The 14,869-nt window shown below is 65.2% G+C and carries 12 protein-coding genes; 3 read left to right on the forward strand and 9 right to left on the reverse strand.

Annotated elements, in window-relative coordinates:
- Positions 1-63: 63 nt before the first annotated feature.
- From P9236_RS03835 to P9236_RS03855, 5 genes are all read right to left on the reverse strand, one after another.
- Entirely contained in the window at positions 64-2,310 is a 2,247-nt protein-coding gene (locus P9236_RS03835) for a molybdopterin cofactor-binding domain-containing protein (protein ID WP_278073267.1), read from the reverse strand.
- Complete coding sequence (locus P9236_RS03840; RefSeq protein ID WP_278073268.1) at positions 2,307-3,176, reverse strand: FAD binding domain-containing protein; 870 nt, start codon at positions 3,174-3,176, stop codon at positions 2,307-2,309. Before P9236_RS03840 ends, P9236_RS03835 begins: the two co-directional genes overlap by 4 nt.
- A complete protein-coding gene (locus P9236_RS03845; RefSeq protein WP_278073269.1) occupies positions 3,176-3,625 on the reverse strand; it encodes a (2Fe-2S)-binding protein in 450 nt (149 codons plus the stop codon). The genes P9236_RS03840 and P9236_RS03845 overlap by 1 nt, the downstream gene beginning before the upstream one ends.
- A gap of 208 nt (positions 3,626-3,833) precedes the next feature.
- Entirely contained in the window at positions 3,834-4,109 is a 276-nt protein-coding gene (locus tag P9236_RS03850; protein WP_278073270.1) for a DUF2249 domain-containing protein, read from the reverse strand.
- 274 nt (positions 4,110-4,383) lie between these two features.
- Complete coding sequence (locus P9236_RS03855) at positions 4,384-4,890, reverse strand: anthrone oxygenase family protein (protein ID WP_278073271.1); 507 nt, start codon at positions 4,888-4,890, stop codon at positions 4,384-4,386.
- Between the two features lie 312 nt (positions 4,891-5,202).
- Here P9236_RS03855 and P9236_RS03860 point away from each other — a divergent pair, with 312 nt between their 5' ends.
- Positions 5,203-6,915, forward strand: coding sequence for an HAD family hydrolase (locus P9236_RS03860; RefSeq protein ID WP_278073272.1), 1,713 nt, complete (start codon positions 5,203-5,205; stop codon positions 6,913-6,915).
- Between the two features lie 21 nt (positions 6,916-6,936).
- On the opposite strand, the gene smc is transcribed toward P9236_RS03860, so the two are convergent.
- The 3 genes from smc to P9236_RS03875 all read right to left on the reverse strand — a co-directional run bounded on the left by smc (position 6,937) and on the right by P9236_RS03875 (position 11,897).
- On the reverse strand, positions 6,937-10,395 hold the full coding sequence (gene smc, locus P9236_RS03865; RefSeq protein WP_278073273.1) for a chromosome segregation protein SMC: 3,459 nt from the start codon (positions 10,393-10,395) through the stop codon (positions 6,937-6,939).
- Positions 10,396-10,455: 60 nt separating this feature from the next.
- Positions 10,456-11,199: a DsbA family protein gene (locus tag P9236_RS03870; RefSeq protein ID WP_278073274.1), complete on the reverse strand. Its 744-nt coding sequence runs from the start codon at positions 11,197-11,199 to the stop codon at positions 10,456-10,458.
- A gap of 197 nt (positions 11,200-11,396) precedes the next feature.
- Positions 11,397-11,897, reverse strand: a complete 501-nt coding sequence (locus tag P9236_RS03875; RefSeq protein ID WP_278073275.1) for a DUF721 domain-containing protein — start codon at positions 11,895-11,897, stop codon at positions 11,397-11,399.
- Positions 11,898-11,929: 32 nt separating this feature from the next.
- Here P9236_RS03875 and mutY point away from each other — a divergent pair, with 32 nt between their 5' ends.
- Both mutY and P9236_RS03885 read left to right on the forward strand, forming a co-directional pair.
- Positions 11,930-13,048 carry an A/G-specific adenine glycosylase gene (gene mutY, locus P9236_RS03880; RefSeq protein ID WP_278073276.1) on the forward strand — a complete coding sequence of 373 codons (1,119 nt, stop codon included), beginning with the start codon at positions 11,930-11,932 and terminating at the stop codon, positions 13,046-13,048.
- A gap of 10 nt (positions 13,049-13,058) precedes the next feature.
- A complete protein-coding gene (locus P9236_RS03885) occupies positions 13,059-13,670 on the forward strand; it encodes an HAD family phosphatase (RefSeq protein WP_278073277.1) in 612 nt (203 codons plus the stop codon).
- A gap of 45 nt (positions 13,671-13,715) precedes the next feature.
- Here P9236_RS03885 and P9236_RS03890 read toward each other — a convergent pair whose 3' ends face one another.
- A complete protein-coding gene (locus tag P9236_RS03890; protein WP_278073278.1) occupies positions 13,716-14,849 on the reverse strand; it encodes a site-specific DNA-methyltransferase in 1,134 nt (377 codons plus the stop codon).
- Positions 14,850-14,869 lie beyond the last annotated feature (20 nt).

A 14,869-nucleotide genomic window follows, 5' to 3' on the forward strand; every position in this document is an offset into this window, starting at 1 on the left:
ATACTTCTGGGCGACATGCATCAGGATGATCCGCCGAGCACGCCGGCGCAGTCGCTTGCTTCCTCAGTCTATCGCCGCAAGGACGCGCTCGGGCGAAAGCGGCAGTTCCGTGAGCTCGGTGCCCAAAGCGCTGTTGACGGCGTTGACCACCGCCGCCGCCACCGGAATCGTCGCAATCTCCCCAACGGCCTTGGCGCCGAATGGGCCGGTGGGCTCACCCTCTTCGACGAGCAGCACGCGTATCGGCGGCATCTCGGGCGCATTGGCCAGCGTGTAGCGGCTGAAACTGTCACCGCGCATCCGGCCCGTGGCGCGATCGATTGCGACGTCCTCATACAGCGCGTAGCCGATGCCGATCTGGATCCCCCCGTGGATCTGGCCCTCCACCAGCATCGGGTTGATCGCCCGCCCGACGTCGTGAACGGCGAGATAGTCGGTCACCTTCACGCGACCGGTGAGCCTGTCGACCTCGACCTCCGCGAAATGCGCCGCATACGAACCTGGATTGGCCTGGGCGCGATAGGTTTCGGTGGCCGCCGGCAATTCGATCCCGCGGCTGACCAAGCGGGCAGCGAGGTCCGCGAGCGCGATGCCGGCGTCATCCCGGCAAAGCACCGTGCAGGCTTCCAGGCGCAAATCATCGGCCGGCGTGTTCAGTTCCAAACCGGCGGCTGCGCGGATCGACTTTGCAAGGCCGACGCCGGCGCGACGGATGGCTTCCCCGCAGATATAGGTCATGCGGCTGGCCCGCGTGCCGAGGTCGTAGGGACAGGTGTCGGTATCGGCGGGAACGATGACGATGTCGCGCGCCCTTAACCCCAGCGTCTCGGCCGCGATCTGCGCCAGCGTGGTATCGGCCCCGCAACCGAGATCATGGAGCGCGCAGACGAGTTCGGCCCGCCCGTCCGGCAACAGCCTCAACGAGGCCGTGGTTTCTTCATGGAAGCCGGGATAACAGCCATTAATGTGAGTAGCCGAGGCGACCCCGACTCCCCGGCGCCACCGCCCTCGCTCAACGCCCTCCTGGCAGCGTCCGGCCCAGCCGAACGCCTCGGCGCCACGCGCCAAACACTCTCTTGCGCGGGCGTTGCCAAGGTCGAGCCCCTGCCAAGGTTCAATCGCGCCCGGACCGACGAGGTTTCTCTGGCGCAAGGCCACCGGATCCATTTCCATCCGGCGGGCTGCTATATCCAGCGAGATTTCCGCTATCGTGTGAATTTGCGGCGAGCCATAGCCGCGGAAAGCGCCTGCCGGCACGGTGTTCGTATAGACGGCGCGGCCGCTATAACGCTCCGCCGGAACGTCATAGAGCCGCACCAGCCGCTGAAGCATCGAACCGGGCAGATAGTTGCCGCCGGTGCAGTAGGCGCCGATGTCGACGAGCGTCTCGGTCTCGCGCGCCAGCATGCGGCCGTCGGACCTGAATGCGATCCGCATCCGCCCCGTGACGCTGGAACGCGTACGGGTTGCGGTGAATGTCTCATTCCGGTCGTAGCGAATGATGACCGGCCGGCCGAGCTTCAGGGCGAAGAAAGCGCACAGAGGGTCGAGGATCGGCTCCGCCTTTCCTCCGAACGAGCCGCCTATCGGGGTTTTTTGCACCCTTATCTTCTCGGAAGGCAGGCCGAGCGCCTGGCCGACTACCGCCTGAACGGCAAAGACGCTCTGGCACGGCGACAGTATCAGGATGCGACCGTCCGGCTCGGGCTTGGCGATACAGGCATGGGTCTCCACCGCACAATGATGACTGCGCGGGGTCGTGACGCGGGTTTCGACGATCAGATCCGCGGCGGCGAAGCCAGCCTCCGGATCGCCGTGCACGAAAGTCTCGCCGGCTACGGGATTCAAGAACGTCGGGGTATCGTCCTCCCGCAACGGCAGTCCGGCGTGACCGAGCGCGACTTCGGGATCGAAGATGGCAGGAAGGTCCACATAGTCGACCTCGATCAGCCGCGCGGCATGGCGCGCGGTTTCTTCCGTATCCGCAACGACCGCCGCCACTCGATCGCCCACGTGGCGAACGATTTGCGGAAACATCTGTTCGTCCGCCAGCGCCTTCTGCCCGGAAAACCATATCGAGCTGTTATAGAAATGAGCCGGCGTGTTGCCATGCCAAAACACCTCATGCACCCCTTCGACCGCCAACGCGGCCGTGGTGTCGACGCGAGAGACTCGCGCATGGGCACGCGTGCTCAGCAAGAGCGCGCCGTGCAGCAGGTTTTCGATATCCAGGTCGGCGGTGAAGCGCAAAGCGCCCGTGACTTTCGCGACGCCGTCAACCAGCGGCACGCGGCGGGATAGCTGGTTCATTCGGCTGCGTCCTCGAAAAGCTGCCCGCGCGGACTCAGCCCCAGTGCTTGCGCGACCAGGTCGAGCCCCAGCCCCGCGATCGCGCGACGCTTGTAGGCTTGCGAATTGCGATCCGGAATCGCCGCATCGACCTCGGCGGCCAAGGCCGAAAGAAACTCGCGCAGTACGGCACGTTCCAGTTTCCTACCGGCGAGTGACGCTTCGGCGAGAGGCAGGCGCAGCGGTCGAGGACCGAGCGCTCCGGCGGCCATTCGCACATCGCCAAAGCGACCATCCTGAAACTCGGCCAGCAGCGCGATGTTGAGACGCGAGATGCTCAAGGCCTGCCGGGGTCCGAGTTTGACAAAAGCACTGCATGGAAGGAGGCCGTCGCCCGGCAGTATCACTTCCGCGATCAGGTATCCGCGGTCAGGCGCATAATCGCAAATTGCGAGTTCGCGCGACGCGCCATCACGGCCGATGCATCCCAGGCGGGCTTTTGCTGCGACCAGCACGGGCACAAGATCAGCGGCCGGGGCGGCATTTGCGATGTTGCCGCCGATGGTGGCCCGGTTGCGGATTTGAACGGACCCGCATTGCGCGGCGGCCTCGGCAAGGGCAGGCAGCCGCATTGCGAGCCCGCGATGGGCGGCAATCGCGGCGACAGTCGTGGCGCCTCCGATGCGGATGCCGCCGTCATCGGCGGAGATGAAGGCCATGCCTGCTATGCGTGAGAGATCAATGAGCAGGCCGCCGGTTGGCATCGGACGGCCCGCGATCAACATGTCCGTCCCGCCGCCGATGAAATTTATCGGTCCTGCCACCGCGGATAACAACGCCCGCAACTCCACCGTGTCGATCGGTGTGGCCACTGACGGCTCGCCCATCAACGAGCCGCCTCGCGAGTGGCGGCGTGGGCGGCAACAGCTTGAACGATGGTCTCGAAGCCCGTGCAGCGGCAGATGTTGCCCGCCAGTGCGTGGCGGATTTCGACTTCGAGCGGGTTGGGGCTGGCGCGCAAGAGACCCTCGGCAGCCATCAAGATCCCCGGCGTGCAATAACCGCATTGCACGGCGCCCAATTGCAGAAACGCGTCTTGCAGGCCGCTGCTCCCGCCGAGCCCCTCGACCGTAGTGACTTCGTGCCCCGCGGCCTGGAACGTCAGCATCAGGCAGGAATTGACCGGCTTCCCATCCAGCAGCACTGTGCAGGCTCCGCACTCCCCTTCGCAACAGCCTTCCTTGACACCTGTCAGGCCAAGGACATCGCGAAGAAATCTGCTCAGCCGCGAGACGGCCGAAACCTCTGCCTCGACCGCCTGACCGTTGACTTCCAAAGATATTCTCATGGCGAGGAATGCTCTCGCATTCGATGTCTGGATTGGCTTGCTCTAGAGCAGTTCATCGTTTCGAAGAAACGCTGAACTGCTCCAACTATTTGTTTTTACGCAGTTCCGGACGGAAAACCGTTCACACTTTTCCTGGAATTGCTCTAAGTGGCGGCTCATACCAGCAGGTCGTGCCGTCGAGCATTGATCTCGATCATCAGCCGCCGCAGCAACAATCGCAGCCGGACTGCAATCTCTTGATCTCGACGCGCCAAATGTCCGGCCCTTGCTGCAGGTATTCCCAATCGAACAGGCCAGGATATCTGGCTTCCATCTGATAGCGTAAAGGTCGCGGATCGTGATCGTTCACAATGACAAAGGATTGGCCCTCGGCCAGTGCCTGGGCAATCCCGAATATCCGAGGGTGGCGCTCCACAGGCGGGATGGCGCGCACGTCCAGTTGAGGCTGGGATACGACTTCGGTTTCAGACATGTTCGACAAATTCCCGACTGCTGCAGAAAGTGGCTCGGGCCGGCGAGCCCGGCACAAAGATCTATCGCGGTCCGGGCCGGCTTGTTTGTCGAAGCGCAAACAATTCGCGGAATGTGCTGCGACCGGCAGGGGTCGCCGCCACGATATCCGGCCGTGTGGGCAAGGACCGAAGCTTATGATTGCCGGCGCTGCCAAACGAAGGCCAATCTCAACGAGACGATCGGCCACCCCTCGCTTGAAGCCTCGCATGGTAGATCGGAAACCTTGTCGGACATCAGGCACTGTGGATGATTGCCATGGTCAGCAGGACCAGGCTCAGCATCGCAAACGCTGCGCGGAGAACATGCGAGAGTTCCCAGCGGTTACGAAGCGCCGTCCACTCTTCCGCTGACGGGAGCAGGGTTCCGTCATTGCCCTCGGTTGCGAAGAAGCGCTTAGCCGGAGAGCTCAATTCCACCTCTTGCAGCCAGTGTTTGTTGACCGGCTGGGTCATGACCCAGAAGACAAGCTGCATGATGAGGAGCGCAGCCAACGCGCCGGCGATCAGCCGGAATTGGATAGGGCCGCCTGACGTCAGCATCAACGCGAACGTCGCAATGATCCCGCCGACTTCGGCGATGCCGCCTCCGATCGTAAAGCCCGGATAGTAGATGCGTTGGACGACAAAATACTCCTCTCTGCCGAGCCGCAATTTGCCCGGCAACTCAAGCACATGGGCGAGCGCCATGGCCATCGCGCTCGCCACGAGGATGACGGTCAGGACCTCCAGGAAAACATGCATCGGATGGGCCTCTCATTCGGCTGGGTGCTGCCGCTGAAGCAGCTTCGACGATTTCCAGCGAAGCTCCAGATCGAACGTGACCGCCCCGACCGGGTTCCATCGAAGAAGGAAGGGCCTGCGGGCAAAAGCAATGGTGGAAGGGCCTTGCCGCAGGCTTCTCGCACCAGTCGCACATGACGCACTGGATGCGTCGTGAGCTCGGCCAAACGCCCTGATCGTTGCGAGGGAAAGCACCGAGCCTAAACCTTTTCCGCCGACAGGCGTTGTTCGTCTCAGACGGACCGAGCGACCGCCAGCGGAGAGGATCACCCGATGTATTTCATGGCATTGGCCACCGATTACGATGGCACGCTGGCGCATAACGGCCTGGTTGCCGCAAGCACGCTCTCGGCGCTGGAAAAGCTGAAGCGGTCCGGCCGCAAGCTCATCCTGGTGACCGGCCGCGAATTGCCCGACCTCAAGGAGGCGTTTCGCGAGATCGGCATATTCGACAAGGTCGTCGCCGAAAACGGCGCGCTGATCTACACGCCGGCGAGCGAAGAAGAGCGCACCATTTCTCCCTCCCCTTCCACCGACCTGGTCGACAGGCTGAAGAAACGCGGCGTCAAGCCGCTCTCGGTCGGCCGCTCGATCGTCGCCACCTGGGAACCGCACCAGGCCACAGTGCTCGATGTGATCAAGAAGCTCGGGCTGGAGCTGGAAATCATCTTCAACAAGGGCGCGGTGATGATCCTGCCCTCCGGCATCAACAAGGCGACCGGGCTCGCGGCGGCGCTAGCCGATCTCAGGCTGTCGCCGAACAATGTGGTGGCTGTCGGCGATGCCGAAAACGACCACGCCTTCCTCAGGGCGGCGGGCTTGAGCGTGGCCGTCGCCAACGCGCTGCCTTCGGTGAAGGAGACAGCCGACCTCGTCACGAAAGGCGCGCGCGGCAAGGGCGTCGAGGACCTGATCCGCAAGCTGATCAAGCTCGACCATCTGATCGTGCGCAAACGCTCGCGCGGCATCCTTTTGGGAACCGCCCACGGCAAGAAGGTTTATCTGTCGCCGGTCGAGACGGTTCTGATCGCCGGAAGCTCCGGCATAGGCAAATCCACATTGGCCACGGCGCTGACCGAACGGCTCGTCGAAAAAGGTTTGCAGTTCTGCATCTTCGATCCGGAAGGCGACTATGACGGACTGCAGGGCGCGGTGCCCCTCGGCGATGCTTCAAGCCCGCCGAGCAAGGACCAATTGCTGGAGCTGATCGACAAGCCGGGCACCAATATCGTGGTCAATGGACTGGCGCTGAAGGTCGACGAGCGGCCCGATTTCTTTGCTGAGCTGCTGCCCGGCCTCGGCAACGTCCGCTATCGCACGGCAAGGCCGAACTGGCTGATCATCGACGAGGCGCATCATCTCTTGCCCAAGAAGCGTGAGGATACGCGCGCGGTGCTTTCGCTGGAGCTGCCCGGCACGGTGCTGATCACCGTGCATCCGGAGGCGATCTCGACGGGTGTCCTGCGGCTGGTGACGGCGGTCATCGCGCTCGGTCCGAAGGCGAAGGGCGTCATCAAGACCTTCTGCAAGGAGGCCGGGCTGGAGGCGCCCAGGAGCATCCCCACGCCCAAAGGCGATCGGGTGCTGCTGTGGCGGCCGCGGGACGATAAGAAGCCTTTCACTGTCAAGCCGATCGAACCTGACCAATCGCTGAAGCGGCACAGCCGCAAATATGCCGAAGGCGAGCTCGACGAGGCGGGCAGCTTCTATTTCACCGGGCCGAAAAAGGCGATGAATCTCAGAGCCCACAATCTGATCATCTTCGCCCAAATGGCGGAAGGCATCGACGACGAGACCTGGGAATACCACCTGCGCGCCGGCGATTATTCCAAATGGTTCCGCCAACAGATCAGGGACAAGGACCTCGCGCGCGAGACGGCCGCGGCCGAGAAGGACAAGCGTTTGTCGCCCGACGAGAGCCGCAAGCTCGTGCTGGAGGCCGTGCGCCGCCGCTACACGGCCCCGGCGACCGCGCCGGAAAAGTAACTTGGTCGGGGGCGACTAGCCTCAGCTCGCCTCGCGCATCGCCTCTGCCGCCTGCAGGTCGACCGAGACGAGCTGGCTGACGCCTTGCTCGGCCATGGTGACGCCGAACAGCCGATCCATGCGGGCCATGGTGATCGGGTTGTGGGTGATGATGACGAAGCGCGTCTCGGTGGTCTTCGACATCTCATCCATCAGGTTGCAGAAGCGCTCGACATTGTGGTCGTCGAGCGGCGCGTCGACCTCGTCGAGCACGCAGATCGGCGCCGGGTTGGTGAGAAAGACGGCAAAGATCAGCGACATGGCGGTCAGCGCCTGCTCGCCGCCGGAAAGCAGCGTCATGGTCTGCGGCTTCTTGCCGGGCGGACGCGCGAGGATTTCGAGCCCCGCTTCCAGCGGATCTTCGGATTCGATCAGCTGCAGTTCGGCCGTGCCGCCGCCGAAGAGATGCGAGAACAGACGCTGGAAATGGCCGTTGACCACCTCGAAGGCCGAGAGCAGCCTCTCGCGGCCCTCGCGGTTGAGGTTCTGGATCGCCTGGCGCAGCTTGCGGATCGCCTCGATGATGTCCTCGCGCTCGGAAACGATGGTTTCCAGGCGCTCCGACAGCTCCCTCTGCTCTTCCTCGGCGCGCAGATTGACGGCGCCGAGCCGCTCGCGCTCGATCTTCAGCCGGTCGAGCTGGCGCTCGACGTCGGCCATGTCCGGCATCGGATCGTCGGCTTCGAGGCCGGTATGCTTGATGACCAGATGCGGCGGCGTGTTCAGCGCTTCGTGGATGCGCGCCTCGATCTCGGCGCGGCGCTCGTCGGCAGCGGTCAGCCTCTCTTCGGCGCGAGCGCGGGTCTCGCGCGCCTCGGCGAGCGACTGGATCGCGGCGGTCGCCGCCTTGTCGAGCTCGGCCTGCTTGGTCTCCGCTTCCTGCAGGCGGTCGCCGGCCGCCTGGCGCAGCGCCCCGGCCTCGGAAAGCTGCGAAAGCAATGCGCGGCGCTTGGCGTCGATCTCGTCCGGAGCGTCGACCAGCCTCTCGCGCTCGGCCTCGGCTTCCGCCTTGCGCTCGCCGAGAGCGGCGATCTGCGTCGACGCGTTTTCGGCCCGCTCCAGCCAGTTCTTGCGCTCGACACCGATGGCGTCGAGCCGGCGCAGGCGCGCCTCGGCCTCGCGCCGCAATCCTTCATGCACGGCGCGCGCGTCGGCGAGCGTGGCGCGGTCGCGCGCGACGTTGGCGGAAGCCTGTTCGAGCTGCAGCTGCAGGTCGCCGAGGTCGGGCGCGTCCTTCAGCATCTCCTCGGCTTCGAGGAAAGCGGCTTGCGTTTCCTCATGGCTGTCGACGATGCGCGCGCGCGCCTCGTCGAGTGCGGCGCGGCGGCTTGCCAGCTCGCCGCCGGCCTTCTCGGCCTCTGCCAGCGCGTTGCGGGCGGCATCCAGTCCGTGCTGTGCGTCGCGGCCGGCCTGGCGCGCGTTGCGCTCGGCCTCGCTCGTCTGGCGCATCGCCTGCTCGGCGCGCGCCAGCGCCTCTTCGGCCTCGCGCACGACGCGGGTCGCCTGCACCGCCTCGGCATCGAGCTCGGCCAGACGGTTCTTCTGCGCCAGCCGCTGCGCGGCGGCGGTCGGGGCGTCGGCGCTGGCCGTCAATCCGTCCCAACGCCAGAGCGCGCCGTCACGGCTGACCAGCCGCTGGCCGGGCGCGAGCAGCGCCTGGAAACGGCGGCCGTCGGCGGCATCGACGATGCCGATCTGCGCCAGGCGGCGGGCAAGCTGCGCCGGCGCCCGTACCACACTCGCCAGGCTCTTCACGCCCTCCGGCAATGCCGCATCGCCGGGCTGGATCGCGCTCTCGCCCCAGTGCACCGGGGCGCTGCGGTCGAGCGGCACGTCGAGATCCTCGCCGAGCGCGGCGCCCAATGCCGTCTCGTAGCCGCGCTCGACGCTGATCTGCTCCAGCACCGAGGGGAAGAGGTCGCCGCTCGCGGCGTTGAGGATCTTGGCCAGCGTGCGCGCTTCCGTCTCGATGCGCTGCAATTCCGCCTTGGCATCCTGCAACGGCGGCCGTGCGGCGCTTTCGGCGGCGCGGGCCTCGGCGACCGCCTGCTCGGCGGCGATGGCGCCTTGCTCGCTCTCTTCGAGACGGGCGAGCGCATCCTCGACCAGCAGTCGCTTCTCGGCCGGATCGGGCAGGCCGGAAATGCGCGCGACGATGTCGGAAAGCTCGCGGTCGACCTCGGCAAGCTGGCGAGCGAAGCGATCGCGGCGCTCGGCGGTCTCGCGCAGCGTGCGCTCGATCTGATGGCGCGCGGCGGCGGCCTCGGCGCGCTCGGCGGTCAGCGCGGCAAGTTTCGCTTCGCTTTGCGACAGCGTCGCGCCGGCCTGCTCGAAGACGGCGCGCGTCATGGCCTCGCGCTCGGCGGCACCCGCATTTTCCGAATTGAGCTCGGCTTCCTCGGTGCGCAGACGCTCCAGGATGTCGGCGTTGTCGCGCACCATCCGCTCCTCGCGGGCGATGTCGGCGTCGAGCTGCTGCAGCCGGCGTTCGAGCTCCGCCTGGCGCGAGCGGATGCGGCCAGCTTCCTCCTCGATCTGCGTCTTGGCGATCGACAGGCGTTGGAAGGCGGCGGCAGCGGCGGCTTCGGCGTCGCGCAGGTCGGGCAGCCGGTGTGCGGCGATGCCCTGCTCCCTGGCAGCCGCCATTTGGGCGGCGGCGCGATCACCGACCAGCGTGGTGGCTACGGCAAGGGCCGAACGCGCCTCGCCTTCCTGGGTCTTGGCCAGCGTCCAGCGCAGATGCAAGAGCGTCGCCTCGGCCTTGCGGATGTCGGCCGACAGGTTCTTGAAGCGGGAAGCCTGCCGCGCCTGGCGCTTCAAGCTTTCGATCTGGCTTTCCAGCTCGCCGACGACGTCGTCCAGCCGTTCGAGGTTCTGCTCGGCCGCCTTCAGCCTGAGCTCCGCCTCGTGCCGGCGCGTGTGCAGGCCGGAAATGCCGGCAGCCTCTTCGAGAAGGGCGCGGCGGGCCTGGGGCTTGGCCTGGATCAGCTCGCCGATGCGGCCCTGCCCGACCATGGAGGGCGAGCGCGCGCCGGTCGACTGGTCGGCGAAGAGCAGCTGCACGTCCTTGGCGCGGGCTTCCTTGCCGTTGATGCGGTAGAGCGAGCCCGCCTCGCGCTCGATGCGGCGCGACACCTGCAGTTCGTCGGCATCGTTGAAGGCGGCAGGCGCCGTGCGGTCGCTGTTGTCGAGGAAAAGCGTGACTTCGGCGGTGTTGCGCGCCGGTCGTGCGCCGGAGCCGGAAAAGATCACGTCGTCCATGCCCGACGCGCGCATGTTCTTGTAGGAGCTTTCGCCCATCACCCAGCGCAGCGCCTCGACAAGGTTCGACTTGCCGCAGCCGTTCGGCCCGACGATGCCGGTCAGTCCGCGTTCGATGACGAACTCGCCAGGCTCGACGAAGGACTTGAAACCGAGGAGGCGAAGGCGCGAAAATTTCATTCGCGCCGCCCCGCAGAGCCTAGAACGCCGAGGCGCGATTGCTTCGGCGCGGCCTGGACGTCAGAGCAGAGGGTCGATGATGGCCGACATTTCCTCAATCGACATCGCCCCTTTGTAGGTCTTTCCGTTGATGAAGAAGGTCGGCGTCGAGTCGACCTTGAACTCGTCCGCTCCGCGTTTCTGGACAGCTCTCACATCGTCCAGAAGTTTCTGGTCCGTCAAGCAGGCCTCAAAGGACTCCTGTGTAAAACCGGCGAGCTTGGAGATCTGCAGTAGCGCTTCTTTGGTATTGTTGACGCCAACCCAGCTCGGCTGCTGCTTGAACAGCACGTCGACCATCGCGAAGTAGTTGTCCTTGGCGCAGCGCGCCAGCATGAAGCCGGCTTCGGCGCTCGGGTCGAAGGGGAATTCGCGCAGGATGTAGCGCACCTTGCCCGTGTCGATATATTTCGACTTCAACTGAGGGAAGGTGGCATCGTTGAAATGCGCGCAATGCGGGCAGGTCATCGACGCATATTCGACGATGGTGACCTTGGCGTCGTCCTTGCCGAGCTGCTTGTCCGGCAAAGCGCCGGGCTTGAGCAGTTCCGCCATGTCGACCGTGCCCTGCGCTTCCGGCACCTGCGCGGCCGCCGGCGTTGCCGGCTTGGCAGGCGTCGACGGGTCGGCGGGCTTCACATTGGCCGCCTTCGCCTCCTCGCCCGAGTCGCTGCATGCGGCAAGCAGCGTCACAGCCGGAATGGCAGCCAGCGTGGTCAGAAGGTTCCTGCGGGACAAGCTTTTGCCAAAAGGGGCACGGTTCATGCGAATCACCTGATATCGGTTGGATTTTGCAATGCAAGGGCTAGAAAAGGCGAGAGTTGGCGCGAATTAAGGCATAGCCGTCCCCAATCCAATCGCCAATTTTTCGGGCACGATCACGAATACGCGACGTTGACGACAATTTTGCAGCACGCCGCATGTCTCTTCCCGAGACCGTTGCGCATGTTCGGGAGTCATGCTCAAGGCCTTTTTTGTCCTATGATGGTTGCTCCAAGCCGCTCGAGCGAAGCGCGCAGGCCATCGTCCTCGATCTTGCCGACCGTGCGCGCCAGCTTCGATTTCTCGGCCTCGCTGAGCGGCCTCGGCGCCGGTTTAGGCCGGGCTTTTGCCGAAAGGACCGGCTTCTGCAGGATCTTGATGCGGCCGATGGCATTGAAGCCCAGAAAAGCGTTGACGCGGTTGATGACCTCGCCGGCCTCATGCTGCAGATGCAGCGCCGCCATGCCTTCGCAGGCGATGATCAGCACCGCCGGCTCGAACCGATCGTCTTCGTGCAAGCGGCGCGGCCACTGGATTTTTTCCGGGCGCGAGTGGTTGGCCAGTCGCGGCCCGGCGATCTCCTCCCAGGATTGCACCAGCCCGATCGAGATACCGGCGCGCTTCCTCAGCACCGGATCGAGGATCTCGGTCGCGAGATCGCTCACCGGAACGGGATTGCCGAAGGGCTTTTTCCCTGCCATGTGCGTTCTCCGATCCCCAGCTCACCCGATCAATGGCACCGCAAGACCAGACCCGCAAGACCGTGAAGGTCGCATCCGGAGATAGCAGCATCGCCGCCCGCCTGCTTGCCTGGTATGACGCGCATCACCGCGACCTGCCCTGGCGCGTGACGCCGGACGCGTTCGCGCGCGGGACAAGGCCCGACCCGTATCGCATCTGGCTCTCAGAGGTCATGCTGCAGCAGACAACGGTCGAGGCGGTGAAGGCCTATTTCCGGACTTTCACGGAGAAATGGCCGACCGTCGAGGCGCTGGCCGCCGCGCCCGCCGAAGACGTCATGAAGGCCTGGGCTGGGCTCGGCTACTATTCCAGGGCGCGCAATCTCAAAGCCTGCGCCGATCTCGTGGCGCGGCAGGGCGGCCGCTTTCCCGACACCGAGGCCGGCCTGAAGGCATTGCCGGGTATCGGCGCCTATACGGCGGCGGCGATCGCGGCGATCGCCTTCGACCGGCCGGCGGCCGTCGTCGACGGCAATGTCGAGCGCGTCATCTCGCGGCTCTATTCGATCGAGACGCCGCTTAGCGAGGCCAAGCCCGAGATCCGCGCGCTGGTCGAGAAACTGGTGCCGCAGGCGAGGCCCGGCGACTTTGCGCAGGCCATGATGGACCTTGGCGCGGCGATCTGCACACCGCGACGACCGCGCTGCATGCTGTGCCCGGTACGCGAGGATTGCAGCGCCATTCTCGCGAGCGATCCTGAACGCTTCCCCGTCCGGCTGCCGAGGGACGACAAGCCGCTCCGGCGAGGCGCCGCCTTCGTCGCCGAGCGCGACGACGGCGCTATCCTGCTGCGCAAGCGGCCGGACAAGGGCCTGCTCGGCGGCATGACCGAGGTGCCGACGACGGCCTGGACGGCGCGAGTCGATGGGGCGACCACGGAAGATGCCGCGCCTTTCCCGGCCGACTGGCGGCGCGCCGGGCGGATCGGCCATGTCTTCACGCATTTCGCGCTCGAACTCGACGTCTTTCATGCCCACATCGAAGGTGACGCGCCGGGTGGGCATTTCTGGTCGCTGGCCCATGAAATTTCCGGGGAGGCGCTGCCCACCGTCATGAAAAAGGTAATCGAGGCGGCGATACCGGGCGCGACCAAAAAGCAACGCCCGCATTGAAAGGACCGCAATGACCGAAATCCGCCACATCGTGTTCGACATCGGCAGAGTGCTGATCCACTACGATCCGAACCTTGCGTTCAGCCGTCTCATCCCCGATGCGGACGAACGGAAATGGTTCTTCGACCATGTCTGCACCAGCGAGTGGAACATCGAGCAGGACCGCGGGCGGACATGGGAAGAGGCCGAGGCGCTCTTGATCGCCGAGCATCCCGATCACGCCGAGAACATCCGCAACTTCCGCCGCCACTGGCACGACATGGTGCCACATGCCTATGACGACAGTGTCGCCATCATGGTCGGCCTGATCGAAAGCGGCCGCGACGTGACGATGCTGACCAATTTCGCCGCCGACACGTTCACCGAAGCCCGCCAGCGTTTCGGTTTCCTCGACCGCCCGCGTGGCGTCACCGTCTCGGGCGAGATCGGCCTGATCAAGCCGGACCAGGCCATCTACGACCATCACGTGGCATCGTTCGGCCTGGAGCCGGCCGCTACGCTCTTCATCGACGACAGCCAGAAGAATGTCGACGGCGCCAAGGCGGCGGGCTGGCAGGCGGTGCTGTTCACCGATGCCAAGACGCTTCAAGCGGACCTTGAGCGGCTTGGGATTGCGGCTTGATCTGAATCGCTTGCGGCGATCCGCTGAAGTCTTGATTCAAGCGGATCAGCCCCCTGCCCGCTCCATGCCGAGGCGCGCGATGCGGCGCAGCTCGTCGATCGGGGTGAGCCCACCGCTGCGCTCATAGTGCCAGAAGGTCCAGCCGTTGCAGGCATCCAACCCCTGCACCTCGGCGCCAATCTTGTGGATGGAACCGGCGCTGTCGCCGATGGCCAGCGTGCCGTCGGCGCGCACCTTGGCGGCCCAGCGCTTCTTGGCGTCGTAGAGCGTGGCGCCCGGCGCCACCAGGCCGGTGTCGATCAGGCTGATAAAGGCGACGCGCGGCTCGGCGCGCTTGCCCGAAAGCACGGTGAGGTCGGCGCCATCCAGCGGGTTAACGGCCGCGATGCGCTCGTTGGCGGCGTCGATATAGGCCTGCTCGCGCTCGATGCCGACGAAGTGGCGGCCGAGGCGTTTGGCGACGGCGCCAGTGGTGCCCGAGCCGAAGAAGGGATCGAGCACGACGTCGCCCGGCTTGGTCGAGGCCATCATGATGCGGGCAAGCAGCGCTTCGGGCTTCTGCGTCGGATGCAGCTTGTTGCCGTTGTCGTCCTTCAGGCGCTCGGCGCCGGTGCAGATCGGGAACAGCCAGTCCGAGCGCATCTGCAGATCGTCGTTCGAGGCCTTCAGCGCTTCGTAGTTGAAGGTGTAGCCCTTGGCCTTCTGGTCGCGCGAGGCCCAGATCATCGTCTCATGCGCGTTCTGAAAGCGGCGGCCGCGGAAGTTCGGCATCGGGTTGGTCTTGCGCCAGACGACGTCGTTCAGGATCCAGAACCCGAGATCCTGCATGCGGGCGCCGACACGGAAGATATTGTGGTAGGAGCCGATGACCCAGATGGTGCCGTTTGGCTTCAGCACGCGGCGCGCCGCAAGCAGCCAGGCGCGGGTGAAGGCGTCGTAGGCCTCGAAGCTCTCGAACTGGTCCCAGTCGTCGTCGACGGCGTCGACCTTGGATTGGTCGGGCCGGTGCAGGTCGCCGTCGAGCTGCAGATTGTAGGGCGGGTCGGCGAAGATGACGTCTATCGACTTTTCCGGCAGCCTGTCGAGCGCCGCGACGCAGTCGCCTTTCAGGATCGTGTCCAGCCATTCGGACTTAAGGGGAGCGTGGGAAAGCTCGTCGAGAAGACGCACGGCAGACATCAAAACACCCAAAGCACGCG

This window comes from Mesorhizobium sp. WSM4884 (assembly GCF_029625675.1).
GTDB lineage: Bacteria > Pseudomonadota > Alphaproteobacteria > Rhizobiales > Rhizobiaceae > Mesorhizobium.